This window comes from Roseisalinus antarcticus (assembly GCF_900172355.1).
In the GTDB taxonomy this organism is placed as follows: domain Bacteria; phylum Pseudomonadota; class Alphaproteobacteria; order Rhodobacterales; family Rhodobacteraceae; genus Oceanicola; species Oceanicola antarcticus_A.
Map to the genome: position 1 here is coordinate 147,884 of NZ_FWFZ01000009.1, position 25,589 is coordinate 173,472.

The window sequence follows — 25,589 nt, forward strand, 5'->3', positions numbered from 1 at the left end:
CTGTGGCCCGCCGTTTGCGCTAAACGTCGTCAGGACACAACGCCGGGACAAGGAGCCACCCGATGAAATTCTTCGTAGACACCGCCGACATCGACGCCATCCGAGAGCTCAACGACCTCGGCATGGTGGACGGGGTGACGACCAACCCCTCTATCATCATGAAATCCGGACGCGACATCAAGGAGGTCACCAAGGAGATCTGCGATCTCGTCGACGGGCCGGTCTCGTCCGAGACCGTGGCGCTGGATGCCGACGGGATGATCGCCGAGGGGCTCGAGCTCAAGAAGATCGCCGAGAACATCGCGATCAAGGTGCCGCTGACCTGGGACGGGCTGAAGGCCTGCAAGACCCTCACCGACGCCGGCCACATGGTCAACGTGACCCTGTGCTTTTCCGCCAACCAGGCGCTTCTGGCGGCCAAGGCGGGGGCGACGTTCATCTCTCCGTTCATCGGCCGGCTGGACGATCTGAACCTCGACGGGATGGAGCTGATCGCCGACATCCGCGAGATCTACGACAATTACGGGTTCGAGACGCAGATCCTCGCCGCCTCGATCCGCTCGGCCAACCACATGTCCGAGGCCGCCAAGATCGGCGCAGACGTGGCCACGGCCCCGCCCGCGGTCATCAAGGCCATGGCCAATCACGTCCTGACCGACAAGGGCCTCGACGCGTTCATGTCGGATTGGGCCAAGACCGGTCAGAAGATCATCTGACGCAGCGACAGGGATCGCGCACCTTTGTCGGATCCAGCGATGGCCAGAGGGGTCGGGGATATCTCCCCGACCCTTTTTTCTGTCGGCCCCGGGCGCGACGGCCGCTTGGCAGCGGCACGTCTGCCGCTGGCCGAAAAAGTGCGCGCGGAAGCGCTCCTTCTGGCAAGGCGCCGGTCAGGCGAGCGTTCTCGCAAAGAACGCAAGGGTCCGATCCCAGGCCAAGGTCGCGGCGGCCTCGTCGTAGCGGGGCGTGGTGTCGTTGTGAAACCCGTGGTTCACATCGGGATAGATATGCGCCGTATAGGTCTTGCCTGCCGCGGACAGGGCCGCCTCGTATTCCGGCCAGCCGGCATTGATCCGCTCGTCGAGCCCGGCGTAGTGGATCAGAAGCGGCGCCTCGATCGCCGGCACATCCTCTGCCGCCGGCTGGCGCCCATAGAACGGCGCCGAGGCCGCGAGGTCCGGATAGGCCACCGCCAGCGCGTTGCAGACCCCACCGCCGTAGCAGAACCCGACGGCCCCGACCCGGCCGGTGCTGTCGTCGCGGTCGCGCAGGAATTCGAAGGCCGCGAAGAAATCGGCCATCAGTTTCGCCCCGTCGAGCGTGCGCTGCATCTCGCGCCCCTCCTCGTCATTGCCCGGATAGCCCCCCAGCGGTGTCAGCCCGTCGGGACCGAAGGCAAGATAGCCCGCCTTGGCCGCCCGGCGCACGACATCCTCGATATAAGGGTTCAGCCCCCGGTTCTCGTGCACCACCAGCACCGCGGGCAGCGGCCCCGTCGCGCCGGCAGGCCGCGCCATCAGCCCGCGCACCGTTCCGTGACCTTCGGGGCTCTGGTACTCGACGACCTCGCTCTCGATCTCCGGATCATCCGGGGCGACCTGCTGCGCCCAGGCGTAGTTCGGCTGAAGCTGGTCGAGGATCATCGCCCCCGTCACCCCCGCCGCGGCATAACGCCCGGCCCGTGCGATAAACTCCCGCTTGGTCATCTGCCCGTGCACATATCCGTCGAAATATTCAAGGATGCGCGGGTGAAAATCGCTGGCCTTCTTTCTTGATCCGGTCGTCATTGCAACCTCCATGCTGACGTAGGGGAACATAGCCCGCCGTGGCGCTCCGACAACGCCGCGCCCATGCAGCCGATCGAGGACTGTTCAGGGCGTCTTTCTGTGCTAACCTGCCCGCAAAACAGAAGAACGAGACCGGCATGAGCAGCACTCCCCTGATCGACGCATCCGTGCGCGAGCGGATCCTTTCCGACCCCGAAACCCTTCTCGAGGACCACGACATCATGCGCGCCCTGGTGTCCGCCAAGGACTCCACGATGGGCCAGAACATCGTCGACCTGCGCGGGATCGCGATGGAGCGGCTGGAGGCCCGGCTCGACCGGCTCGAAGACACCCACCGCAACGTGATCGCCGCCGCCTATGAGAACCTCGCAGGCACCAACCAGATTCACCGCGCGGTGCTGCGCCTGCTCGAAGAGGTGAAGTTCGAGGACTTCCTCAAGTGCCTCGGCACCGACGTCGCCGACATCCTGCGGATTGACGCCATGGTCCTGGTGCTGGAAACCGTGGCGGATGCCGAGGCCGATCCGGCCCTGTCTAGGGTCGGCGACGTTCTGCACGTGGCCCCCCAGGGCTTCGTGGCCGACTACATCTCGAACGGGCGCAACGTGGGCAACCGCCCCGTCCTGCTGCGCCAGATCCAGCCCAGCAGCGACGCGCTCTATGGCACCTCGGCCGCCTATCTGCGCTCCGAAGCCTGCATCCGCCTCGACCTGGGCCCGGGCCGCCTGCCGGGCATGCTGGCGCTCGGATGCGAGGATCCTCATCAGTTCACGCCGCAGCAGGGCACCGACCTGCTGACCTTCTTCGGCGGCGTGTTCGAGCGCACGATGCGGCGGTGGCTTTCCTGATCTCCCCGGCGCTCCGCTCGGCGGCCGAGGACTGGCTCAGCCACGCCCGCGCCCTCAAGGCCGCGTCCGAGCGGACCGTCGCCGCCTACCGCGCCGATGTGATTGGGTTCCTGTCGTTCCTGTCGGCCCACCACGGCGGGCAGGAGGGCCTGGCCCCCCTCGCCCGGGTGGATGTCAGCGACATGCGCGCCTGGATGGCCAGCGAACGGGCCCGCGGAGTCTCGGCCCGCTCGCTGGCCCGGTCGCTGTCGGCGGTGAAGGGCTTCTACCGTTGGGTGGCCGAGCGCGAGGGGTTCGAGCCGACGGCGGTGCTCTCCACCCGCTCGCCCAAGTTCCAGAAACGGCTGCCCCGTCCGCTGGCCGAGGATGCCGCCCGCGACATGATCGCCCGGGTCGACCTGCAGGCGCGGGAGCCTTGGGTCGCGGCGCGCGACACCGCCGTGGTCACCCTGCTCTACGGCTGCGGCCTGCGGATCTCCGAGGCGCTGTCGCTGACCGGCGCAGATGCCCCCCTGCCCGAGGTTCTTCGCATCACCGGCAAAGGCGGCAAGGAACGGATCGTGCCGGTGATCGCCCCGGCCCGCACGGCGGTGGACGGCTACCTGAAGCTCTGCCCCCATCCGCAACAGCCCCGCGCAGCGCTCTTTCGCGGCGTCCGGGGCGGTGCGCTGAACCCCCGCGCCATCCAGAAGGTGATGGAGGCCGCCCGGCTGCAACTGGGCCTGCCGGCCACCGCGACGCCCCATGCCATGCGCCACAGCTTCGCCACCCACCTGCTGAACGCGGGCGGCGATTTGCGGTCGATCCAGGAATTGCTGGGCCATGCCTCGCTGTCGACAACCCAGGCCTATACCGCGGTCGATACCGCCCGGCTGATGGAGGTCTACGCCGCCGCCCACCCCCGTGCCCGCACCGCGTGACCGGCTCCGCCCCGGGGGTGCTGCGGGACGGCGGGCGGGGCGATGCCGCAGGCGAGCGCCGAACGTCGACCCGGCGCATCAATGCCCCCAAACCTCGCATGTCCCTCTTTTCTCTCGTGTCGGATTGCTCCATGACAGGCCCATGAAACGTGTCCGGCAAGCCGCGCTCGGCGTCCACCTCCTCACCGCGACAGGCGCGGTCTTCGCCATGCTGGCCATGCTCGCCGCCGTGCAGGAGGACTGGCGCACCATGTTCCTCTGGCTGGTGGTCGCCTTCGTGGTCGATGGCGTGGACGGACCGCTGGCGCGCAAATACGTCGTCACCCGCAACGCGCCGGAATTCGACGGGGTCCTGATGGACCTGATCATCGACTACCTGACCTACGTGTTCATCCCGGCCTTCGCGCTCTTCACCAGCGATCTTCTGCCGGGCTGGACCGGCTGGGTCGCGATCCTGGTCATCACCTACACCAGCGTCGTCTACTTCGCCGACACGCGGATGAAGACCTCGGACAATTCCTTCTCGGGCTTTCCCGGCTGCTGGAACATGGCAATCATCGTCTTCTTCGCGGTCGCCCCCTCGCCTTCCGTCATCCTTGCGATCGTGGTGGTGCTGGCCGCGCTGATGTTCCTGAACGTCAAGTTCGTCCACCCGGTCCGCACCCGCCGCTGGCGCGGGCTGACCCTACCGGTGGCACTGATCTGGATCGCGCTGGCCGCCTTCGCCGCCTGGCACGATTTCCGCCTGTCCGACATGACCCAGGCGGCCCTGATCCTTACCTCGCTCTACCTTCTTCTGGCCGGGCCGGTGCAACAGATCCTCCCGGAACGCCGCTAGAACGGCCGCGCGACATCAACCCCCTGACCCCGTTGCCCACCCCCGAAAAATGGACGCCGCCGGCCCGCGAATGCCGACGGCGTCGTCCGGTCTCGGAAGCAGACCGCCCGGCCCAGATCTAGCCTTCGGCCTCGGTCAGCGCAGCATCGCAGCGGGCACAGGTGCCCGGATAGGCATGGCTGCCCACATCCGGCAGGATCTTCCAGCAACGCTGGCATTTCTCGCCCTCGGCCATGGCAAAGACCACGCCCACGCCGGGCACGTCGGGCAGAACGTAGGCCGCCTCGGGGACCTCCCCCGCGCTCAGAACGATAGCGGAGGTGATGCAGATATCCTCGAACGCCACGCTGCGGAGCGCGGCCAGCGTCTCGTCATCGGCCACATGCACCACGGGGGCGGCCTCCAGCGAGGCGCCGATCACCTTCTCGGCGCGCTGCACCTCCAGCGCCGCGGTCACCGCGCGCCGCGCCGCCCGGACCTTCGCCCATTTCCCGGCCAGCGCCGGGTCGAGCCACTCGGCCGGCGTCTCGGGCATGTCCGTCAGGTGCACCGACGAGGTGTCGCCCGGGAACCGCTCCAGCCAGACCTCCTCCATGGTGAACACCATCACCGGGGCAAGCCAGGTCGTCAGCCGGTGGAACAGCAGGTCCAGCACCGTCCGCGCGGACCGCCGCCGCAGGCTGTCGCCATCGCAATAGAGCGCGTCCTTGCGGATGTCGAAATAGAACGCCGAGAGCTCCACCGTGGCGAAGGTGAACACCTTCTGGATCACCTCCTGGAAATCGTAGCGGGCATAGCCCTCGCGCACCACGGCATCCAGGTCCGCCACCCGGTGCAGCACGTAACGCTCCAGCTCCGGCATCTCGGCCGGATCGACCCGGTCGGCCTCGGTGAAATGGGCCAGCGCCCCGAGCATGTAGCGCATGGTGTTGCGCAACCGGCGATAGCTGTCGGCGACCCCCTTCAGGATCTCGTCGCCGATCCGCAGGTCGGCGGTGTAATCCGACTGCGCCACCCAAAGCCGCAGGATATCGGCACCGTATTGCTTGACCACCTGCTCGGGCGCGACCGTGTTGCCCACCGACTTGGACATCTTGTTGCCCTTGGCGTCCAGCGTGAAGCCATGGGTCAACACCGCCCGATAGGGTGCGCGTCCCATCGTGCCGCAAGCCTGCAGCATCGAGGAATGAAACCACCCGCGATGCTGGTCCGTCCCCTCCAGATAGAGGTCTGCCAGCCCGTCCGCGCTGCCGTCCGCGCGGTCGCGCAGCACGAAGGCGTGGGTCGAGCCGCTGTCGAACCAGACGTCGAGGATGTCGAACACCTGCTCGTATTGGGCCGGATCTGCGTCATTGCCCAGGAACCGCTCCTTGGCGCCGGGCTTGTACCAGGCGTCCGCGCCCTCCTCCTCGAAGGCGGCGAGGATTCGCGAATTGACATTTTCCGACCTCAACAGGAAATCCGGGTCGCCCGGGAACGCGCCGACTTTCACAAAACAGGTCAACGGCACGCCCCAGGCGCGCTGACGCGACAGCACCCAGTCGGGCCGCGCCTCGATCATCGAATAGAGCCGGTTGCGCCCGGTCGGCGGCGTCCAGGTCACAAGCTCGTCGATCGAGGTCAGTGCCCGTTCGCGGATCGTCTTGCCATAGCTGTCCTGGCCGTCGCCAACCTGGCGGTCGATGGCGGCGAACCATTGCGGACGGTTGAGACGGATCACCGGCGCCTTGGAGCGCCAGGAATGCGCGTCCGAGATCGTGATCCGGCGGCGTCCCAGAAGCCCGCCGACCTCGACCAGCTTGTCGATCACCGCCTTGTTGGCGCGGCCCGGCTTGCCGTTCTCCTCGATGACCCGCAGCCCCGCAAAGAACGGCAGATCCGCCCGGTAGCTGGAATCGTCGAGGATGTTCCAGGTCATCTCCAGCCCGTGCTTGCGGCCGATCATGTAGTCGTCATCGCCGTGGCTGGGCGCGGTGTGCACGAACCCGGTCCCGGCATCGTCGGTGACATGCTCGCCGGGCAGCAGCGGCACGTCGAAGTCCCACTCGCCCGAGGCGCCGTCGGCCCCCCGCAGCGGGTGGGCACAGACGAGCGCCTCAAGCTCCTCGCGCTGCACGTCGCGCAGGCGCCGATACATCGAAGGCTCCAGCCGTGCGGCGGACATGGTCTCTTCGGCCAGGGGATCCGCCAGCAGATAGATGTCACCGGCGGCGGCCCAGCATTCCTCCGGCGTCTCGCGCACCTCGTAGAGACCATACGAGATCTCGGGACCGTAGCAAATGGCGCGGTTCTGCGGCAGCGTCCAGGGGGTCGTGGTCCAGATCACCACCTTGGCCCGTTGAAGCTGCGCCTCGCGGCCCTCCGCGGCGACGGCCACGTCGTGGCGGGTTTGCTGCGTCTCCTCCTCGAACGGTATCGTATTCTCGCGGTCGTAGAGCGCCGATCTGGCGCTGACGATCGGGAACGGCACCCAGACCGCGTCCGTCTGGCGGTCGTGATACTCGACTTCCGCCTCCGCCAGCGCGGTCTTTTCGACGGGCGACCACATCACCGGCTTCGACCCTTGGTAGAGCGTGCCGTTCATCAGGAATTTCTGGAATTCCTCGGCGATCACCCGCTCGGCGTGGAAATCCATGGTCAGGTAAGGCTCTTCCCACTTGCCGGTCACGCCAAGCCGCTGAAACTCGGCCCGCTGAATGTCTATCCAGCCAGCGGCAAAGTCGCGGCACTCCTGCCGGAACTCGACGACCGGCACGGCATCCTTGTCGAGACCCTTGGATCGGTATTTCTCTTCGATCTTCCACTCGATCGGCAGACCGTGACAATCCCAGCCGGGGATGTAGCGCGCGTCGCGACCCATCATCTGCTGGGACCGCACCACCATGTCCTTGAGGATCTTGTTGAGCGCGTGCCCGATGTGCAGGTGCCCGTTCGCATAGGGCGGCCCGTCGTGCAGGGTGAAGGGCTCGCGCCCCTCCGCCTTCTCGCGCAGGCGCTCGTAGATGCCGATCTCGGCCCAGCGCGTCAGCCAGTCGGGCTCGCGCTTCGGCAGGCCGGCCCGCATCGGAAAGGATGTCTGCGGCAGGTTGAGGGTGTCTTTGTAGTCGGGCGTGGTCACGGTCTCGGCACACATGGGGCTGAGGCTCCTCGGATCTCGTGTTCGAAAGGGGGGATAGATCGCGCCGCGGCAATGCGCAACGGCTGTAACCCGGCGGTCCTGCGCTCAGGACGCCGGGACGGTAATTCGAAACAGGGTCCGTTCGATCGCCATGGCCGCCGAATACCCCGCCGGATCACCGGGGTAAAGCCCCGGCACCTTCATTGCCTCGCCAATATCCCCGCCGGAGGCATCCGCCGCCCGCCACCCCTTGCCCTCGCCGGCTCCAGGCGCTCTTCTGCCCGCGTCACGGCGAAAGGAGCGCCCATGCAGATCGCAATCGCCGGTGCCGGAATCGGTGGGCTCGCCGCGGCCAGCCTGCTGCACGACCTCGGCCATACCGTGACCCTGTTCGACCAGTTCGATGCCCCCGCCCCGGTCGGCTCTGGGCTGGTGATCCAGCCAGTAGGCCTCGACGTCCTCGAGCGGATCGGCGCCGGGACCGCCGCGCGGGGCTTCGGCACCCCGATCACGCGAATGCTCGGACGCGAGGCGGCGAGCGGGCGCCGCGTGCTGGACGTCCGCTACGGGGTTGTCCCCGGCCTCGCCATCCACCGCGCCGCCCTGTTCCAGGCCCTGCTCGGTGCGGCGCGGTCGCGCGGGATCGCGCTGACCCCCGCCAGCCGCGTCACCGGGCGCGAGGGCCCGCGGCTGATCCTCGCCGGCGGCGCCCGCACCGCGCCGTTCGAGCTCATCGTCGATGCCTGCGGGGCCGGCTCCCCGCTGTCGCCGCTCATCGCGCGGCCCTTGCCCTACGGCGCCGTCTGGGGAACCGTCGCCTGGCCCGACACCGAGCTTCCCCGCGACCGCCTCTCGCAACGCTACCGCTGGGCGGACCGGATGCTGGGCGTTCTGCCCATCGGCCGGCTGCCCGGCGCGACGGGCGACAAGGCCGCGATCTTCTGGTCTTTGCCCGCCGATGGCCACGGGAGCTGGCGCCAGGCCGGACTAGAGGCCTGGAAGGACGAGGCCCGCAGCCTCTGGCCGGCTTTCGCGCCGTTCATCGCGCAGATCTCGGATGCAAACCAGATGACCATGGCCCGCTACGGCCACGGCACCCTGCGCAAGCCCTGGTCCGAGGGCATGGTCCACATCGGCGATGCCGCGCACCGCGCGAGCCCCCAGCTGGGCCAGGGCGCCAACATGGCCCTGCTCGATGCCGATGCCTTGGCCGCGGCCCTGGCGCATTTCCCGGCGCCCGACGCGCCCCGGGCCTATGCCATGGGCCGCCGCTGGCACGTCCGGGCATACCAGGGGATGTCGGCGCTCTTCACACCGCAATACCAATCCGACAGCCGCTGGCTGCCCGTCCTGCGCGACCGCCTGCTGTTCCCGCTGAGCCAGATCCCGCCCCTGCCGCGCATCCTCAGCCGCCTTGTCAGCGGCAGCCTGCTGCCGCCCTCGGGCTCGCTGCCCCCCGCGGCGGGCACCCCTCCGCCACAGGGCTGAGACCAACCATCACGGGACCGAGGCCAGCGCGGAGGGCCCACGACAGCCAGCCCCAAAGCGGTCCTACTCCCGCTGTCCGAAGAGCCCCGTCAGGGCCCGCCGCACGAGGGCCGTGACAGAAGGCCGGGACACGGCGGTAAACGGCAGCGGACGGCAGACCTCGATCGCCGCGACGCCGACCCGCGCGGTCAGGGCGCCGTTGATGACCCCTTCGCCGAACCGCCGTGACACCTTCGACAACAGCCCGCCGCCCGCGACGGAACTGATCAGATCGTCGCCCACCGCCACAGCGCCCGTCGCCACCAGGTGGGTGAAGACGGTCCGGGTCAGGCGCCATGACGACAGCCCGCCGGACCGCCCGCCATAGACCTCGGCGATGCGCCGGATCATCCGCAGGTTCGCCGTCAGCGCGGTCACCACATCGGCCAGCGCAAGCGGCACGATCGCGGTCACCGTGGCCACCTGCCGCGCCGCCGCCTCGACCTCGCGCAGCGCCCTCGTGTCGAGCGGCCCCAGAAGGTCGGTCTCGGCCAGGCCCAGAAGGCCGTCCGGATCCAGGATCTCCTCGCGGGCGTCCTTCAGCCGCACCCGCCCCCATTCGGTATCGGCCCGCCCGGCGTAGAGCCGGTCGAGCATGACGGCCACCTCCCGCGCCTCGGCGAGGTCGTGATCGGCCAGCGCCTGCTCGGCCGCATGCAATACCTCGTCCATGCGCTTCAACCGGTTGAACGCCGCCAGTTCCCGCACCGCGATGACCAGCAGAACGGCCACGAAGGCCGCGAACAGCGCCCCCGCGATCCAACCCAGCAACGGTGCGCTGGCCAGAAGACCGGTCACGAAATTCCACGCGGCGACCGACAGGCCGAAGGTCACCAACGCCACCAGGAGCGACCAGAACAGCCGACCCAATCGTGACGGCCGGGCGGCGGCAAGGGCCGCCACCTGCTCCATCGCGGCCCCCCGCGGCAGCGGTTCGAGATCGGCGACGGGCGGCGCCTCGGCCGGCGAGGGGATGACCTCGTCATCGTCGAGCGAGATCAGAACGGGGCCTTTGCGCGGGTCGGTCATGTCAACTCCAGTCCAGCCGGACATCCGGCACGCGTTCTTCGTTGCCGCGGCTCCCCGTGCGCTCGACCTCCCGCGCCCCCCCGCGCGGCGTAGAAGGCGCGTGCCTCTGCATTGGGCTGGAAGGTCCAGAGCGACAGGCGCGGATGATCGCGCCTCATGCGGTTCAGCAAGGCGGATCCGACGCCCAGCCTCCGCGCCGTTTCGGCGACGTAGAGCATCGTGATGTCCGTTCCATGCCGGACGACGAAACCGGCGATCCTACCGTGATCGGCGACGACGAGCTCGGCACTGTCGACCTGTTCGGCGAGAAAGGCGCGATCCTGGTCCGGCGTGTGCAGGTCGGGCATCCAGCGGGTGGCCGTCACCCAGTGCTTCAGGATCCGTGCCATTGCCGGGACATCGGCGTGCGCGGCGGGCCGCAGGTGCAGACCCCAGCCGCCTGGCCGCGGCGCCCCGGCACCGAGGCCCCGGCGCGTGGTCGCCCGCATCACAGCCGGTCCCCGATCAGGAACTGCGCCGCCCGGTCGAGCCGGATATGCGGCGGGCCCTCGCCCGGCTCCAGCGTCAGCCGCGCCGGCGCGAAATCCATGACCTCGTAATCGGCGTTCAGCCAGGTGGCCTCGCCCGCGCGGGCCGGCGCCAGCAGATGCGCCGGGTCCGACGGCAGATCGCCGGGATAGAACGCCGCCTGCCGGCCCGTCCCCTTCAGCCGACCGCGCACGACCTGCAACATCCCTCCCTCGTGGTCGACCTCGGCCTCTGTCGTGGTCCGCAGCGCGGCGATCGACATCGCCTGGGTCTTGGCCCCCGCGAAATCCGCCCGTTCGCGGGCATCGCGCAGCAGCGCCTCGGTGATCGCGGTCAATTCGGCGTGCTGGGCGTGGTGCAGATGGTCGGCCTTCGTCGCCGCGAACAGGATCCGCTCCACCCGCCGCCCCTGGAAGAGCCGCGACAGGAAAGAGTTCCGCCCCGGATTGAACGCGCCGAGGATATCGGCCAGCGCCTTGCGCATGTCCTCCACCGCCCTTGGCCCCGCGTGGATCGCGCCCAGCACATCGACCAGCACCACTTGCCGGTCGATCCGGCTGAAATGATCCCGGAAGAATGGCCGCACCACGTTGCGCTTGTAGCTCTCGTAGCGCCGTTCGAACTCCCGCCAGAGCGACCGGCGCCCGGGCGTCTCGGGCCTCGGCAGCGGCGCGAAGGTCAGCACGGGCGAGCCTTCGAGGTCCCCGGGCAGCAGAAACCGCCCCGGCGTGCAATCGGACCAGCCCCGCGCCCGCGCCACCGTCAGGTAGTCGGTGAAGCCTCGGGCGAGCGCCGTGGCCACCCCCTCGTCGAGATCCGCGCCCGGATCGCAGCCCGAGACCTGGCCCAGATAGCTGCCGGCCTCGCCGCGCGCGGCGATCCGCGCCAGCGTATCAGCCGACCAGGTCGTGAAATCCTTGTCCATCAAGGCCAGGTCCAGCAGCCATTCGCCGGGATAATCCACGATATCCAGATGCACCGTCCGCGGCCCCTGCCAGCCGGACAAGAGCCCCGTGGGCTGCACCCGCAGCGACAACCGCAGCTCCGAGATCCGGCGCGTGCCCTCGGGCCAGCGCGGCTCCGAGGCGGTCAGCTCGGCGATATGGTCCTCGTAGGCGAAGCGCGGGATCGTGTCGTCCGGCTGCGGCTGAAGATAGGCGGTGCGGATCGCCCCGTTGCGCGCCGCGGCAAGCTGCGGCATCCGCCCCCGGTCCATCAGGTTGGCCACCAGCGAGGTGATGAACACCGTCTTGCCGGCTCGGCTCAGCCCGGTCACGCCCAGCCGGATGACCGGATCGGTGAAGGGCGCCGTCGCGATGTCGGTGACGGTCTCGACCCCCCGGGTGATGCCGTCCGCAATTGCCGTGATGACCAAGCGCCCTGCCCTCTTTGCCTTTCGCGCAAGATAGTCAGGCCGGACCGCTTTGTGTAGGGCCGCTTGCCCCGCCGTCACGGTTGGGCTACCCGCCAGCCATGCCCCGCTATGCGCTCAAGGTGGAATATGACGGCGGCCCGTTTTCGGGCTGGCAGCGGCAGACCGCCCTGCCCACGGTCCAGGGCGACATCGAGGCCGCGCTGGCCCGGCTGGAGCCGCGCGAGCACACGATCGCCGCCGCCGGCCGCACCGATGCCGGCGTCCACGCGGTCGGCCAGACCGCCCATGCGGACATGGACAGGGACTGGTCCCCGTTCCGCCTGATGGAGGCGCTGAACTGGCACCTGAAGCCCGCGCCCATCGCCATCACCGCTTGCGCAACGGTCCCCGACGACTGGCACGCGCGGTTCTCGGCGACCCGGCGGCATTACCTCTTTCGTCTTGTGGTGCGCCGCCCGCCCGTCACCTTCGAAGCCGGGCAGGTCTGGCAGGTGGGTCATCCGCTCGACCTCGCCGCCATGCGCGAGGGGGCCGCGCAGCTGGTCGGGCGGCACGATTTCACCACCTTCCGTTCGTCGATCTGCCAGGCGGACAGCCCGGTCAAGTCACTCGACGCGCTCGAGATTGAGCACGTCGCCCGGGCCGACGGTTTTGCCGAATACCGGTTCCATGTCCGCGCCAGGTCGTTTCTGCACAACCAGGTGCGCAGCTTCGTCGGCACGCTTGAACGGGTCGGCGCGGGGGCCTGGGCGCCAGACCGGGTCCGCCTCGCGCTGGAGGCGCGCGACCGCGCGGCCTGCGGTCCGGTCTGCCCGCCCCACGGGCTCTATCTTGCGCGGGTCGACTATCCCGACGACCCGTTCGCCGCGGCGGAATGAGCGGGGCGACACCCCATACCTAGTCGCAAGAATAACACAAAGCGCCATTTATGTGATTTGCCTGCCCCGTTTCCTGGGCTATTGTGACATGCGAAAGATTGACGACACACATACTTTTGGGGGCCCTTTTGCGCCAAACCTACAGCGCAGCGGCCGTGGTCTTCGCACTCACCGGAGCCATCGCAGCCACGACAACTCAGGCTCAGGAAGTCCGCGTGTCGCTCGACGCGGCGGACGCCAGCGACACGCTCGACAGCGAACTGCGCCAGGCCTCCCTACTGATTACGCTCGACGATCAGGACACACCGACGCCGCAGGATTACATCGCGGCCGCGCAGGCCGATTACCGGCGCCTGCTCACGGCGCTCTATTCCGCCGGATATTACGGTGGCACGGTCTCGATCAGGATCGACGGGCGCGAGGCGGCCGGCATCCCCCCGGTCGGCGCCCCTGGGCAGATCACCCAGATCGAGATCCTCGTGGAGCGGGGGCCGCTGTTTTCCTTCGGCCGCGCATCGCTCGCGCCGCTGCCCGAGGGCACGGTGCTGCCCGAGGGGTTCCGCAGCGGCGAGCGCGCCCGCTCCGACACCATCCGGGCCGCCGTCCGCGCCGGCGTCGTCTCTTGGCGCGAGCAGGGCTACGCCCGCGCCGCGCCCGCCGGCGAGGACATCACCGCGCGCCACGCGGACGAGGAGCTTGACGTCAGCATCGGCATCACGCCCGGCCCGCTCTTGTCGTTCGGCCCCCTGGTCGTCTCGGGCAACCAGGCTGTGCGGGCGGAGCGGATCGCCGAAATCGCGGGCCTTCCGGTCGGCGAGCGCTTTTCCCCTGACGCGGTCGAGACCTCGACCATGCGGCTGCGCCGGACCGGCGCGTTCTCGTCGGTCGTGTTGCGCGAAGCCGAGGAAGACGGACCGGGAAACACCCTGCCGATCCTTGCCGACATCGCCGAGCAGAAACCCCGCCGCTTCGGCTTCGGGATCGAGCTCAGCTCGATCGACGGGCTGACGGTCTCGGCCTTCTGGCTGCACCGCAACCTGTTTGGCGGGGCGGAGCGGTTCCGGATCGAGGGCGAGATCCAGCAGATCTCGGACAATGTCGACGGCATCGACTACGGCATCAACGCCTCGTTCGGCCGGCCGGCGACCTTCGGCCCGGACCAGGACCTTTACGTCAACCTCGAACTGCTCGACAGCCAGGACGACCTGATCGAGATCTTCGCGCTCCAGACCGAATTGGGCCTGAGCAGGATCGTGACCGAGACGCTGACGATTTCCGGCGGCCTCGGCTATCGCTACGCGGAGGTCAAGACAGAGTTCGGCGACACGACCTATCAGCTTATCACCTTCCCGCTCTCGGCCGAGTGGGACAGGCGCGACAACGAATTGAACCCGCGGTCGGGCTTCTACATCAATGCCGAAGCAATCCCGTTCCTGGGGCTCGACAATGCCGAGAACGGTGCGCGGCTGACCACCGACACCCGCTATTACCGCAGCTTCGGCGCCGAGGACCGGGTGACTGTCGCCGGCCGGCTGCAATTCGGATCGCTGCTGGGGACATCGGGCTTTGACGCGCCCGCCGACTACCTTTTCCTGTCGGGCGGGGGTGGCACAGTGCGCGGCCAGGAATACCAGTCGCTAGGCATCATGCGCGACGGGTTCGAGGTCGGCGGCAATTCCTTCCTCGGGGCGCAGATCGAGGCCCGCGTCGGCATCACCGACGCGATCTCGGGCGTGGCCTTCTACGATTACGGCCAGGTCGGCGCGGACCAGTTCCCGAGCGAGGATGACGAATCCCACGCCGGCGCCGGCGTCGGCATTCGCTATGACACGGGGATCGGCCCGATCCGGCTTGACATCGCAACGCCCGCAAGCGGCGACGATGCGGGCCAGGCAGTGCAGGTCTACATCGGAATTGGACAGGCTTTTTGAGACATCTACCCGCGTTCCTGCGCCTCTGGCTCGTCGTCGCAGCGGCGGCCCTCCTTCCACTTTGCGCGGTCGCCCAGGACGGTCTGGCCCAGGGCGAGGACGAAGACGACGTCGGCTATATCGCCCGGCTGCTGCAGGACAACCTGTCGGGTGCAAGCCGCGACGTGCGCATCCGCGGCTTCAGCGGTGCGCTGAGCTCGGAGGCGCGGATCGACCTGCTGACCGTGGCCGATGCCGAAGGCGTCTGGCTCGAGGCGGAGGGCCTCGCGCTGGTCTGGACCCGGAGTGCGCTGCTGCGCGGCCGTGTCGATGTGGATGAGATCAGCGCCGAGCGGATCTCGATCCTGCGCGCCCCGATCCCGGAGCCTGCGCCGGTCGACCTGCCGCCCGCCGAAGCCAGCACCTTCAGCCTGCCCGAACTTCCGGTCTCGATCCGGCTTGGGGAACTGAGCGTCGACCGCATCGAGATCGGCGAGCATTTCATCGGCGAGCCGGTAGCGATCTCGCTGACCGGCGCGGCCTCTCTGGAGGACGGCGAAGGCTTTGCGAACGTGATCGCGCGCCGGATTGATGGCGGTGACGGAGAATTCGCGCTGACCGGCAGTTTCTCGAATGTCAGCCGTGAGTTGGCGCTGAACCTGAGAATTCAGGAGGGGCCGGCCGGCCTCGTCGCCTCGCGCCTGTCGCTGCCCGGGGCGCCGTCCGTGCGACTGTCGATCGACGGGGCCGCCCCGATCGACAATTATGCCGCCGACCTGACGCTGGCGACCGACGGGCAAGAACGCGTCACTGGCAGTTTCGAGCTTGTCACCACCCGCGATGCGCCGGACGCCGAGGGCACGATCGGCGCGGCCACGCGCGACATCACGCTCGACATCTCGGGCGATGTGACCAAGCTGCTCGCCCCCGATTACCGCGAGTTCTTCGGCGAGGACGTGCAGCTTGCCGTCCGCGCGATCCAGTCGCCGGACGGATCCATCGAGGTTCCGGACCTGACCCTCGCGGCGCAGGCGATCGACATAAACGGCACCCTGGCGCTGGGGCCGGACCGGTGGCCGGAGAGCATTGCGCTCGAGGGCAGGCTTGGCAACGGAACCGACAGGCTGCTGTTGCCGATCGGCGGGCCGCGCACCTATGTCGACTCAGGCGAGATCTTCGTGGCCTTCGACCGCGCCGAGGGTGACGAATGGAGCGGCTATGCCTTCCTCGAGGGGTTCGAGCGGCCGGGAATGGCCCTGCACTCGATCACCCTGTTTGGCGATGGCGTCATCAGGCCCGGCACCGCCACCGACGCCGACGGTTTCGCCAGCCTCGGGCTGACGTTCGACGCGAGCGATATCGTTCTGGACGATGTCGGGCTTGCCGAAGCCCTCGGCGAGGACGTCTCCGGGGCGATGAACGCGACATTGAACGATGGCGCCCCCTTCACGATCGAGAGCTTCTCGGTCCGCAGCGCCGGGCTCGAACTTGGCGCGAACGTCGAGCTGCAAACCGAGGGCGGCCTAGACATCGCCTTCGACGCCAATGTGCAGGCCGATGATTTCGAACGCTTTTCGACGATTTCCTCCATGGATCTGACCGGCAGCGGCGTCGTCCAGGCCACCGGCAACATCCGCCCACTCGACGGGATCTTTGCCGTGGACCTGACGGCGCAGACCAACGGCCTTGGCATCGGAAACGAAATCGCCGACCCCCTGCTTGCGGGTCGGGGCACCGTCGCGCTGCGCGCCGCAAGGGATGAGACCGGCACCCGACTGGAAAACCTGGAGGTCACGACCCCGCAAGTCGAGGCCAACGCCAGTGCCACGATCACCAGCGGCGTCGCCTCGGCCGAGCTCTCGGCCCGTATCGTCGACCTCGGCCTGATCTCGCCGGACCTCTCCGGCCCAGGAACGCTGTCCGGCACTGTGGACCGCGATGCGGAAGAGGTGATCGACTTCGACATGACGCTGGCGGCCGCCTCGGCCGATCTTGCCTTCGTCGGCACCGCGCAATCGCCGGACGACGGCTATGCGACCGACCTGACCCTGAGGGCGAATGTCGCCACGCTGCGCCCGTTTTCCGGTCTCGCGGGCCGGGACCTTGCCGGGGCAGCCGACCTGGTGATCGCCGGGCAGGTCCTGCCGATGGAGCAGTTCTTCGACCTGACGATCGACGGCACGACCCAGGACCTGGCCCTCTCGATCCCCCAGGCGGATCCGCTGATTGGCGGTGCGGGGACCCTGTCCGTCACGGCTGCGCGGGACGCAGACGGCATCCGGGTGCCCGCCTTCAGCCTGACCACGCCCGAAGTCTCCGCCTCCGGCGCAGCGGTCCTGGGCGTAGATACCCGCAGCGGGCGCATCGACGCCCGCATCGAAGAGGTCGGGCTCGTGCTCGACGGTATCTCCGGTCCCGCGACACTGAACGCGACCGTGGACCAGGCGGCCGACGGGTCGCTGGACGTCGATGTCGCAGCCACGGCGCCCTCGACCCGGCTGTCCTTTGTCGGCGACGTCGCCGCACCCGAGGCCGATTACGTGACCACCGGCACGCTGGAGGCGACGGTCGGGTCGCTCTCGGCCTTCGCTCCGATTGTCGGTCAGCCGATCCGAGGGTCGGTGACGCTGAACGCGACCGGGTCGGTCGCGCCCGTGACGCAGGCCTTCGACGTCGAGATCGACGCCCGGACCGCCGACCTCGGGGTCGGCATCCCGGTGGCCGACCGGCTGCTGCGCGGCCCCGGCACGCTGTCGGCGCAGGTGTCCCGATCCGACGACGGCGCCTTGCGGGTCAACGCCCTGGACCTTTCGCTGCCCAGCCTCTCGGTGAACGGCTCGGTCACTGGGCAGGGCGCGACCGGAACGGCGAATTTCAGCGCGCGGCTGGCGGATATCGGCCTTGTCGTTCCCGACCTCAACGGGCCGGTGACCGCAGGTGGCACGGCCGAGCTCACCTCGTCGGGTGCCTGGCGCGTCGCAGCCGACATCGCGGGCGCCGGCGGCGTGGACGCGAACATCGGCGGCACCGTCGCACCCGGCGGTGCCATGGATCTGTCGGTCACGGGGTCCGCGCCCCTGGGCCTGGCCAACCCGTTCATCGTGCCGCGCCGCCTGTCCGGCGACGCGCGGTTCGACCTGGCAGTCCGGGGCCTGTCCCTCGATGCGATCTCGGGCAATGCGACGATATCGGGCGGCCGCTTCGCCGAACCGAGCCTGGCCCAGTCCATCGAGGCCATCAGCGGCACGGTGTCGCTTTCGGGAGGCCGGGCCGACATCGCGATATCGGGCAGCCCGACCTTTGGCGGCACGGTCACGGTAGACGGCCCCCTGACATTGTCGTCGCCATTCTCTGCCGATATCGACATAGGCCTTCGAAGCGTGGTCGTCGTCGATCCGACACTCTACGAAACCGTGGTCGACGGCCAGATCTCGCTGGTCGGCCCTTTGACCGCGGGCGCTCGTATCGGCGGAACCGTAAACCTCGGGAGAACCGAGGTTCAGGTACCGTCATCCACGGTCAGCTCCCTGGGGGAAATCCCGACGGTGCGGCATCTGACGACTCCGGGGGACGTGCGGCTGACCCTCAATCGCGCGGGTCTCGCCCTTGATGGCAACGACATCGGCAGCGACAGTGGCTCCGGCTCGGGCGGAAGCGGGTCCGGGGGCTTTCCGCTCGACATCACGATCAATGCGCCGTCGCAGATATTCATTCGCGGCCGTGGGCTGGATGCCGAACTGGGCGGGCAATTGATCATCCGTGGTACGACGCGGAATGTCGAACCGGTTGGCGAGTTCTCACTGGTCCGCGGGCGGCTGGACCTTCTGCAACAGCGCTTCACCCTGACGGAGGGCACAGCAAGGCTCGAAGGCGACTTCAGTCCGGTGCTGCGCCTCGTGGCCGAAACCGAGACCAACGACGGCACGCAGATTTCGATCAGCGTGACCGGACCAGCGGCAGACCCAGACGTGAACTTTTCCAGCTCGCCGCAGCTTCCGCAAGACGAGGTTCTTTCGCGCCTGCTCTTCGGGCGGAACATTGCGGACATCACACCGCTCCAGGCGGTCCAGCTCGCCTCTGCGGTCGGAACGCTTGCTGGCCGGGGCGGCGGGTTCATGGGCGATCTGCGCAACCGGCTCGGCATTGACAACCTCGACGTGACGACGGACGAGGCAGGAAACGCTGCTGTCCAGTTCGGCACATATATCAGCGACAATATCTACACCGACGTGATCGTCGACAGCACTGGCCAGACTCAGATCGATCTGAACCTCGACATCACGGCCGACCTGACCGCCAAGGGCACCGTCGGAAGCGACGGCGAATCCTCCCTCGGTATCTTCTTCGAACGTGATTACTGAGGCGCCCGAATTTTCGCGAAAATTCGGACAGATTATTCGCGAATAATCTGCGCCCGTGTCAGTTCTCGGCGCTCAAAACAGCCGATTGTGCCTTTCGGACTTTATGACTTTCCGAAAAATTGAAAGCTCGTGGCCGAGCTGGCGGTTATTAAATGGTCAAGTGGGATTAGCCACCAAACGAAATCAGTGGGTCCAAACCCCGCGCCGACCCGTCGCGAAGTTCTCGCCGTAGCCGCCCGGCCGCAGATTGGCCTGGCGTGTGTTGGGATCCTTCACGACCGCATCGATGTCGTTCTCGCGGGCATAGTCCAGAGCAGCCTCCCGCGTATCGAAAGTCAGCCTCACCTGCGCCTGAGTGTCTGCCGACGAGGTCCAGCCCATCAATGGATCGACGTCCTGCCCGGTCTGGTTCGTGAACTCCAGAATCCACTTGCGGGTCTTCGCGGAGCCCGACGACATCGCAGTCCGGGCCGGTCTGAAAATACGTGCGCGCATGGGCGATCCCTCCGTTCAACACACTATTACGGGCGCCGCCGCGGCTCTGCAAGCGGCACGATGCCGCGCGATCAGGCCCACGCCCTGCCCAAAGGCCCCTTTCCGGCAAACCCGAAACGCTGCTGACACAGCCCTGTCAGTATCGACCCTTGATCCCCGCGCCGTCGCGCTCAATTAAGACATATCGGACCAGAGGAAAACTGATGCCTTACGCCCATTCGGACAAAACCGAAGCGATCCTGAACGCCCCCGCCCCGGACGTGGCCACCCGGGAAAAGCTGGAAGGCGGCAAGCGCTTCATCATGCACACCGAGTTCGCCGCCGCAGGCGACCAACCCGCGGCGATCACCGAGCTGAGCGGCGGCATCGACACCGGCGACCGCGATCAGGTCCTTCTGGGCGCCACGGGAACGGGCAAGACCTTCACGATGGCCCGCGTGATCGAGGAAACCCAGCGACCTGCGATCATCCTCGCCCCGAACAAGACGCTTGCCGCGCAATTGTACGGCGAGTTCAAGGGCTTCTTCCCCGAGAACGCGGTCGAGTACTTCGTCAGCTACTACGATTACTACCAGCCCGAGGCCTATGTCGCGCGCTCGGACACCTATATCGAGAAGGAAAGCCAGATCAACGAGCAGATCGACCGGATGCGGCACTCGGCCACGCGGGCGTTGCTGGAACGGGACGACGTGATCATCGTCGCCTCGGTCTCCTGCATCTACGGCATCGGCTCGGTCGAGACCTATGGCGCCATGACCCAGGATCTTCACGTCGGGCGCGAATACAACCAGCGGGACATCATCGCCGACCTGATCGCGCAGCAATACCGGCGCAACGACCAGGCGTTCCAGCGCGGCACCTTCCGGGTGCGGGGCGATTCCCTCGAAGTCTTTCCAGCGCACCTGGAAGACCGCGCCTGGCGCTTGTCTTTCTTCGGCGAAGAGCTGGAGGCGATCACCGAGTTCGACCCGTTGACCGGCGAAAAGACCGATACGTTCGAGCGCATCCGCGTCTACGCCAATTCACACTACGTGACACCGAAGCCCACGATGCAGCAGGCCATCAACGGCATCAAGAAAGAGCTGCGCATGCGGCTCGACCAGCTCGTAGCCGAGGGCAAACTGCTGGAGGCGCAGCGGCTGGAACAACGCACCAACTTCGATCTGGAGATGCTGGAGGCCACTGGCGTCTGCAACGGGATCGAGAACTATTCCCGCTATCTCACCGGCCGCGCGCCGGGCGAGCCGCCGCCGACCCTCTTTGAGTTCATCCCCGACAACGCCATCGTCTTCGCGGATGAATCCCACGTCTCGGTCCCCCAGATCGGCGGCATGTACAAAGGCGACTACCGGCGCAAGTTCACGCTCGCCGAACATGGCTTCCGCCTGCCGTCCTGCATGGACAACCGACCCCTCAAGTTCGAGGAATGGGATGCGATGCGTCCGCAATCCGTCTTCGTCTCCGCCACCCCCGCCGCATGGGAGCTGGAACAGACCGGCGGCGTCTTCACCGAACAGGTCATCCGCCCCACCGGACTGATCGACCCCCAGGTCGAGATCCGCCCGGTCGAGATGCAGGTCGACGATCTGCTCGACGAGATCCGCCGCGTGGCCCAGGCCGGCTACCGCACGCTCGCCACCGTGCTGACCAAGCGCATGGCCGAGGATCTGACCGAATACCTGCACGAACAGGGCATCCGCGTGCGCTACATGCACTCCGACATCGACACGATCGAGCGGATCGAGATCCTCCGCGACCTGCGCCTTGGCGCCTTCGACGTGCTGGTCGGCATCAACCTGCTGCGCGAGGGGCTCGACATCCCCGAATGCGGACTCGTGGCCATCCTGGATGCGGACAAGGAGGGCTTCCTGCGGTCCGAGACCTCGCTGATCCAGACCATCGGTCGCGCCGCCCGGAACGCGGAGGGCCGCGTCATCATGTACGCCGACCGCATCACGGGGTCGATGGAGCGGGCCCTGCGCGAGACCGACCGCCGCCGCAGCAAACAGATCGCCTATAACGAGGCCAACGGCATCACGCCGGCGACGATCCGCAAGAACGTCGATGACGTTCTTGCCGGTCTCTACAAGGGGGACGTGGACATGAACCGCGTGACCGCCAAGGTCGACGGACCCACGGGCGGCAACCTTCAGGCGGTGCTCGACGGCCTCAGGACGGACATGCGCAAGGCTGCCGAGAACCTCGAATTCGAAGAGGCGGCGCGCCTGCGCGACGAGGTCAAGCGATTGGAAACCGTAGATTTGGTGATCTCTGACGATCCCCTGGCCCGGCAACAGGCGGTGGACAGGGCCGTCGGCGAAGCGTCCAAGTCATCCGGCCGCTCGACCGCAGGACGGGCCGGTCAGCGGGGCGGGAACAAGCGGCGCAAGGGCAAGGGCGGTTGACGCAGCCGCCGGACCCGACCAAGCGTTTCGCCCGATCTACGGTCAGGAGCGACGGTCGCCCACTGGCTGCGAGGCGGTCGCCAATTCTGCGGTCAACCGACGTGTGGACGGGCCGAAACCAAACCCCTCGTCCGGAACGCAATAAGACAGGTTGCGCCGGAGATGTGGCGGGCACCGGGCAAGAAGCGCCTCGGCCCTGGCCTGCAAGAGCTCGGCTTTTGTCATCAGGGCGGTGATCTGCTTGATGGGGTCCATGTCATTCTCCGTCTTGTCCTGCCGATACTAGCCGCTGGATCTTTGAGATACCGTTAAACCACCCGACAAATGCCACATTGTGGCGACGCGCCCGCGCCAGCCCCGCCGACGGCGACCGCAAGACCCCGTCTGGCCCGGCCGCCGGGCCGCATCGACACGTCAGCGATCCGAGATTGCGGCCAGGGTGGCGACCATTTCCCGCACCCGGGCTTCCTCGGTGATGCGCCGCCCCTTCGGCGGGTCAAAGCCGAAGGGTGCGGCCCCGGGCGACGGGGCGGAGCAGGAGGCATGAACCTCGGCCACGCCTGTCTCCGCCACGAGCGCAGCCACGTTCCGCGCGTTCACCCCGCTACCGGCCATGACCGTCAGCCGCCCGGCGGCCTGCGCGACCATGGCGGCCAGCATCCCGCCCCCCTCCACCGCCGTGGGCGCGGCGCCGGATGACAGCACCCGGCCGATGCCCAGCCCGACCGCGACCTCCAGCGCCGAGAGCGGGCCCGGCACGGTGTCGATCACCCTGTGCAGCGTGACCTCCATGGGTCCGGCCTCGCGCACCAGACCGGCCAGAAGCGCTGTGTCCAGCGAAAGATCGCCCCGCTGCGCCCCGAGGACGACCCCGGCAAGCCCGGCCTCGCGGGCGGTGCGGATGTCGCGGGCCATGGTCGCGGCCTCGTCCGCGGACCATTGGAACAGCCCGGCCCGGGGCCGGATCATCGCAAAGACCGGCACGCCGGCGCGGGCCGCCGCATGCATCAATCCGGCCGAGGGCGTAAGCCCCCCCTCGCCCAGCGCCGCGCAGAGCTCTATCCGGGCGGCGCCGCCCCGCCGCGCCGCGTGCACACCATCCATCGTCTCCACAGGCACTTCGAGCGGTATCATCCGCCCCCTTTGCCCCAGCCGGCCGCCACGCTCAAGCGAGGCTTGCGCCCGGCCCGCGACTGGCCGAAGGAGTGGGGATGCGGATCATCCTCCTCCTCGGTGCGGCCGTCTGGGCCGACGGCCCCTCGCCGACCTTGCGCCGTCGGACGGAACATGCCGCCCGTCTCTATCACGCGGGCCGGGCCGAGGTCATCGTCGCCTGCGGCGGCGCCGGAGCCACAGGCGACACCGAGGCCGCGACCGCCGCCCGCCTGCTGCGCGAACTCGGCGTGCCAGAAAAGGCGATCAGGCTGGAGGATACCTCCCGAACCACCTGGGAGAACATCGCCCACGCCCTGCCGATCTGTCGCGACATCGGTGCGACGGACATCCTTCTGGTGTCGGACAGATATCATCTGCCGCGCGCCCGGCTCGCCGCATGGCGCCTGGGCGTCCACGCCCGTGGCAACGGTCCGGGCTGGGATGGCACGGCGCGACGCCACCGGCTCTCGATGATCCTACGAGAGCTGCCGGCGCTCGTGAAATACGCGCTGGGGCCCCGGCCTAACGGGCCACGGTGACGTCGATCCGGGTTCCGACGCTGCCCTGCCCGTAGATCCGGACAAAGACGGTCGCCCCGCCATTGAGCAGGTTCGCCCGCGCCTGAGGGTTGGTGCTGCCGTTCATGATCATCCGTTCCATCGCCGCGCGGTTGTCGATGGAGCCGAAGAACGGATCCCACTCATCCCCCGCCTGGGCGACACCGAAGCGATGGAAATTCGCCCGGTCCTGGCGCAGCACCTGCCAGGGCTCGGTCAGCCGCACGCCATTGGAATTGTAGAGATCGGCCGCGCCGATGTAGGCCACGTAGGACCCGATGAGCGGTTGCGCGGCGAGAGGCCCGGCAAGGCAACAGGCCGCGATCGCAAGTGCAAGTCGACGGACAGGATGGAACATCTGGTCTCTCCTCAAGTCAGGGGCGCATTGGACGCGGCGCCGCCTTCGCCTCCACGGCCCCGGTGGTCGGCCCGCCCAATCCTTGGCACGTACATGGACGCCGCGTTGCATTAACGCCTCCTTAACCACGCAAGGCAATTCTGAATGTCGATCCTTGGAAGGGAATCGTCTTGCGCCATCTTGCCCTCCTGCTTGCCTTGACAATCCTGGCGTCCCCCGCGGCGGCCGGTGCCTGGATGCGGGGCAAGGGCGAAATGTTTCTGTCGTTTGGCGCCAATATCGCCCTGTCGGACGCCGCCACCCGGCCCGTTCACTGGGACCCGACGGTCTATCTCGAATACGGGCTGGCGGAGCGGGCGACCGTGGGGCTCGACCTCTACATCGCCAATGGCGACGACGAGGAAACCGGCTCCGTCTTCCTGCGCTTTCCCGTCGGCCCCACGGACGCCAGGACCCCCGTGGCCGTCACCCTCACATACGGTCTGCGTCACGAGCGCGATCCGGAGCTTTTCGAACAGGTCGCGCGGCTCGGCCTCTCCGTCGGTCGCGGGCTGGCCGATGGCTGGCTCGCCGCCGATGCGACGGCGATCTTTGTCATCGACAGCGACCAGACTGAAGGCAAGCTCGACCTCACCTGGGGCCACGACTTCAACGACCGCTGGACGGCGGTGATGCAGATGCAGACCGGGATCGGCACCGCGGGCGACTTCTATGCCAAGGCGGCCCCGTCCGCACTGTTCCGCGTGAATGACCGCACAAGGGTCGAAGTCGGGGTGGTGCAAGCCCTGACCGGGGACCTCGGGACCGGTTTCCGGATCGCCACCTGGTGGGAATTCTGACGCTGCCGCAAGCTTGACAGTCGCTGCGGCAGCGGCCAAATACGCTCGTGATGGGGCCGTAGCTCAGTTGGGAGAGCGCGTCGTTCGCAATGACGAGGTCGTCGGTTCGATCCCGATCGGCTCCACCAATGGACCCTTTCAGGGGTCATTCCCACCAGTTTTCAGTCTCGCCCGTACCAGCGGATGCACCGGCGAAAGCCGGGCGCAACCTGTGAGCCTGGGATGGTCGGGGTCCAACGGAGGATTTGTCCCACAAATCGGGTGAGGGGGTCGTCTCGTGATCCGAGCAAGTCAGGTGGGCAACCTGAGCAGACCGCAGCCCCGGGGCGAAAAGGCCTAGGTGTTTGATCCCACGGTTTGATGGTGCGATCCTTTCTCAGGAATGGACGGAAGCACTATGGGACAAGTTCGTCACGGCTGCGCCACGACCACGCACGCCGTCAGAGCTGCAATACAGCGATCCGTCGCCCGGCAGTCGTTTGCTTGCAAACGATGAGAGGGGCAGGCTTCGCTCGCGCAACTGGGCCGGGAGCAGGGCATCAATCCCAAGACGGTGGCGAAATGGCGGAAGCGGTCAACGGTCGACGGTCGAGGATATGAAGACCGGGCCGACAGAACCGCGCTCGACGGTTCTGAGCGAGGCCGAGGAGGCGATGATCGT

At 67.8% G+C, this 25,589-nt stretch carries 20 protein-coding genes, 1 tRNA gene and 1 pseudogene; 13 read left to right on the forward strand and 9 right to left on the reverse strand.

The genetic code is table 11. From position 1 onward, the window contains the following. The first annotated feature begins 62 nt into the window (after window positions 1-62). Entirely contained in the window at window positions 63-716 is a 654-nt protein-coding gene (gene fsa, locus ROA7023_RS11035; protein WP_085879092.1) for a fructose-6-phosphate aldolase, read from the forward strand. Window positions 717-890: 174 nt separating this feature from the next. On the opposite strand, the gene yghX is transcribed toward fsa, so the two are convergent. Then, the gene (gene yghX, locus ROA7023_RS11040; protein ID WP_085879123.1) at window positions 891-1,787 is read right to left on the reverse strand and encodes a YghX family hydrolase; all 897 of its coding nucleotides are present in this window, start codon (window positions 1,785-1,787) and stop codon (window positions 891-893) included. A gap of 137 nt (window positions 1,788-1,924) precedes the next feature. Here yghX and ROA7023_RS11045 point away from each other — a divergent pair, with 137 nt between their 5' ends. From ROA7023_RS11045 to ROA7023_RS11055, 3 genes are all read left to right on the forward strand, one after another. After that, window positions 1,925-2,635, forward strand: coding sequence for a DUF484 family protein (locus ROA7023_RS11045; RefSeq protein WP_085879093.1), 711 nt, complete (start codon window positions 1,925-1,927; stop codon window positions 2,633-2,635). Continuing rightward, the gene (locus ROA7023_RS11050) at window positions 2,623-3,555 is read left to right on the forward strand and encodes a tyrosine recombinase XerC (protein ID WP_234992158.1); all 933 of its coding nucleotides are present in this window, start codon (window positions 2,623-2,625) and stop codon (window positions 3,553-3,555) included. Before ROA7023_RS11045 ends, ROA7023_RS11050 begins: the two co-directional genes overlap by 13 nt. A gap of 142 nt (window positions 3,556-3,697) precedes the next feature. Next, window positions 3,698-4,393 carry a CDP-alcohol phosphatidyltransferase family protein gene (locus ROA7023_RS11055; RefSeq protein WP_085879094.1) on the forward strand — a complete coding sequence of 232 codons (696 nt, stop codon included), beginning with the start codon at window positions 3,698-3,700 and terminating at the stop codon, window positions 4,391-4,393. Between the two features lie 118 nt (window positions 4,394-4,511). Here the strand turns inward: ROA7023_RS11055 and ileS are convergent, their stop codons facing one another. Continuing rightward, window positions 4,512-7,526, reverse strand: coding sequence for an isoleucine--tRNA ligase (gene ileS, locus ROA7023_RS11060; RefSeq protein WP_085879095.1), 3,015 nt, complete (start codon window positions 7,524-7,526; stop codon window positions 4,512-4,514). 291 nt (window positions 7,527-7,817) lie between these two features. Between ileS and ROA7023_RS11065 the strand changes: the two genes are divergently transcribed. Then, a complete protein-coding gene (locus ROA7023_RS11065) occupies window positions 7,818-8,999 on the forward strand; it encodes an FAD-dependent oxidoreductase (RefSeq protein WP_085879096.1) in 1,182 nt (393 codons plus the stop codon). 63 nt (window positions 9,000-9,062) lie between these two features. On the opposite strand, the gene ROA7023_RS11070 is transcribed toward ROA7023_RS11065, so the two are convergent. The 3 genes from ROA7023_RS11070 to ROA7023_RS11080 form a co-directional block, all read right to left on the reverse strand. After that, a complete protein-coding gene (locus tag ROA7023_RS11070; RefSeq protein ID WP_085879097.1) occupies window positions 9,063-10,067 on the reverse strand; it encodes a YcjF family protein in 1,005 nt (334 codons plus the stop codon). Further along, complete coding sequence (locus tag ROA7023_RS11075) at window positions 10,064-10,456, reverse strand: GNAT family N-acetyltransferase (protein WP_159458483.1); 393 nt, start codon at window positions 10,454-10,456, stop codon at window positions 10,064-10,066. Before ROA7023_RS11075 ends, ROA7023_RS11070 begins: the two co-directional genes overlap by 4 nt. Before the next feature lie 98 nt (window positions 10,457-10,554). Continuing rightward, a complete protein-coding gene (locus ROA7023_RS11080; protein ID WP_085879099.1) occupies window positions 10,555-11,970 on the reverse strand; it encodes a YcjX family GTP-binding protein in 1,416 nt (471 codons plus the stop codon). Window positions 11,971-12,068: 98 nt separating this feature from the next. Between ROA7023_RS11080 and truA the strand changes: the two genes are divergently transcribed. From truA to ROA7023_RS11095, 3 genes are all read left to right on the forward strand, one after another. Then, window positions 12,069-12,848 carry a tRNA pseudouridine(38-40) synthase TruA gene (gene truA, locus ROA7023_RS11085; protein WP_085879100.1) on the forward strand — a complete coding sequence of 260 codons (780 nt, stop codon included), beginning with the start codon at window positions 12,069-12,071 and terminating at the stop codon, window positions 12,846-12,848. A gap of 215 nt (window positions 12,849-13,063) precedes the next feature. Next, entirely contained in the window at window positions 13,064-14,779 is a 1,716-nt protein-coding gene (locus ROA7023_RS11090) for an autotransporter assembly complex protein TamA (RefSeq protein WP_234992159.1), read from the forward strand. Next, entirely contained in the window at window positions 14,776-19,119 is a 4,344-nt protein-coding gene (locus ROA7023_RS11095; protein ID WP_085879102.1) for a translocation/assembly module TamB domain-containing protein, read from the forward strand. The genes ROA7023_RS11090 and ROA7023_RS11095 overlap by 4 nt, the downstream gene beginning before the upstream one ends. Before the next feature lie 183 nt (window positions 19,120-19,302). Here the strand turns inward: ROA7023_RS11095 and ROA7023_RS11100 are convergent, their stop codons facing one another. Beyond that, window positions 19,303-19,614 carry an ETC complex I subunit gene (locus ROA7023_RS11100; protein ID WP_085879103.1) on the reverse strand — a complete coding sequence of 104 codons (312 nt, stop codon included), beginning with the start codon at window positions 19,612-19,614 and terminating at the stop codon, window positions 19,303-19,305. A gap of 203 nt (window positions 19,615-19,817) precedes the next feature. On the opposite strand from ROA7023_RS11100, the gene uvrB reads away from it, so the two are divergent. After that, entirely contained in the window at window positions 19,818-22,019 is a 2,202-nt protein-coding gene (uvrB, locus tag ROA7023_RS11105) for an excinuclease ABC subunit UvrB (protein ID WP_085879104.1), read from the forward strand. Between the two features lie 42 nt (window positions 22,020-22,061). Here uvrB and ROA7023_RS11110 read toward each other — a convergent pair whose 3' ends face one another. Beyond that, on the reverse strand, window positions 22,062-22,274 hold the full coding sequence (locus tag ROA7023_RS11110; RefSeq protein WP_085879105.1) for a hypothetical protein: 213 nt from the start codon (window positions 22,272-22,274) through the stop codon (window positions 22,062-22,064). A gap of 159 nt (window positions 22,275-22,433) precedes the next feature. Continuing rightward, on the reverse strand, window positions 22,434-23,153 hold the full coding sequence (locus ROA7023_RS11115) for a copper homeostasis protein CutC (protein WP_143535523.1): 720 nt from the start codon (window positions 23,151-23,153) through the stop codon (window positions 22,434-22,436). A 77-nt stretch (window positions 23,154-23,230) separates the two neighbouring features. Here ROA7023_RS11115 and ROA7023_RS11120 point away from each other — a divergent pair, with 77 nt between their 5' ends. Further along, a complete protein-coding gene (locus ROA7023_RS11120) occupies window positions 23,231-23,713 on the forward strand; it encodes a YdcF family protein (protein WP_085879106.1) in 483 nt (160 codons plus the stop codon). Here ROA7023_RS11120 and ROA7023_RS11125 read toward each other — a convergent pair. Continuing rightward, window positions 23,697-24,089, reverse strand: a complete 393-nt coding sequence (locus ROA7023_RS11125) for a hypothetical protein (RefSeq protein ID WP_085879107.1) — start codon at window positions 24,087-24,089, stop codon at window positions 23,697-23,699. The genes ROA7023_RS11120 and ROA7023_RS11125 overlap by 17 nt on opposite strands. A 170-nt stretch (window positions 24,090-24,259) precedes the next feature. On the opposite strand from ROA7023_RS11125, the gene ROA7023_RS11130 reads away from it, so the two are divergent. The 3 genes and pseudogenes from ROA7023_RS11130 to ROA7023_RS25805 form a co-directional block, all read left to right on the forward strand. After that, a complete protein-coding gene (locus ROA7023_RS11130; RefSeq protein WP_085879108.1) occupies window positions 24,260-24,928 on the forward strand; it encodes a hypothetical protein in 669 nt (222 codons plus the stop codon). Between the two features lie 52 nt (window positions 24,929-24,980). Further along, a tRNA-Ala gene (locus ROA7023_RS11135) sits at window positions 24,981-25,056 on the forward strand. A gap of 269 nt (window positions 25,057-25,325) precedes the next feature. Beyond that, window positions 25,326-25,589, forward strand: a pseudogene (locus ROA7023_RS25805) (hypothetical protein); the annotation flags it as partial.

What these genes read in the sequence shown, in the direction of transcription:
- yghX (WP_085879123.1), bottom strand. Translation starts at nt 1,787, where the DNA reads ATGACGACCGGATCAAGAAAGAAGGCCAGCGATTTTCACCCGCGCATC.
- ROA7023_RS11120 (WP_085879106.1), top strand. Translation starts at nt 23,231, where the DNA reads ATGCGGATCATCCTCCTCCTCGGTGCGGCCGTCTGGGCCGACGGCCCC.
- ROA7023_RS11045 (WP_085879093.1), top strand. Translation starts at nt 1,925, where the DNA reads ATGAGCAGCACTCCCCTGATCGACGCATCCGTGCGCGAGCGGATCCTT.
- fsa (WP_085879092.1), top strand. Translation starts at nt 63, where the DNA reads ATGAAATTCTTCGTAGACACCGCCGACATCGACGCCATCCGAGAGCTC.
- ROA7023_RS11070 (WP_085879097.1), bottom strand. Translation starts at nt 10,067, where the DNA reads ATGACCGACCCGCGCAAAGGCCCCGTTCTGATCTCGCTCGACGATGAC.
- ROA7023_RS11125 (WP_085879107.1), bottom strand. Translation starts at nt 24,089, where the DNA reads ATGTTCCATCCTGTCCGTCGACTTGCACTTGCGATCGCGGCCTGTTGC.
- truA (WP_085879100.1), top strand. Translation starts at nt 12,069, where the DNA reads ATGCCCCGCTATGCGCTCAAGGTGGAATATGACGGCGGCCCGTTTTCG.
- ROA7023_RS11100 (WP_085879103.1), bottom strand. Translation starts at nt 19,614, where the DNA reads ATGCGCGCACGTATTTTCAGACCGGCCCGGACTGCGATGTCGTCGGGC.
- ROA7023_RS11110 (WP_085879105.1), bottom strand. Translation starts at nt 22,274, where the DNA reads ATGGACCCCATCAAGCAGATCACCGCCCTGATGACAAAAGCCGAGCTC.
- ROA7023_RS11115 (WP_143535523.1), bottom strand. Translation starts at nt 23,153, where the DNA reads ATGATACCGCTCGAAGTGCCTGTGGAGACGATGGATGGTGTGCACGCG.
- ROA7023_RS11065 (WP_085879096.1), top strand. Translation starts at nt 7,818, where the DNA reads ATGCAGATCGCAATCGCCGGTGCCGGAATCGGTGGGCTCGCCGCGGCC.
- ROA7023_RS11075 (WP_159458483.1), bottom strand. Translation starts at nt 10,456, where the DNA reads ATGGCACGGATCCTGAAGCACTGGGTGACGGCCACCCGCTGGATGCCC.
- ROA7023_RS11055 (WP_085879094.1), top strand. Translation starts at nt 3,698, where the DNA reads ATGAAACGTGTCCGGCAAGCCGCGCTCGGCGTCCACCTCCTCACCGCG.
- ileS (WP_085879095.1), bottom strand. Translation starts at nt 7,526, where the DNA reads ATGTGTGCCGAGACCGTGACCACGCCCGACTACAAAGACACCCTCAAC.
- uvrB (WP_085879104.1), top strand. Translation starts at nt 19,818, where the DNA reads ATGCCTTACGCCCATTCGGACAAAACCGAAGCGATCCTGAACGCCCCC.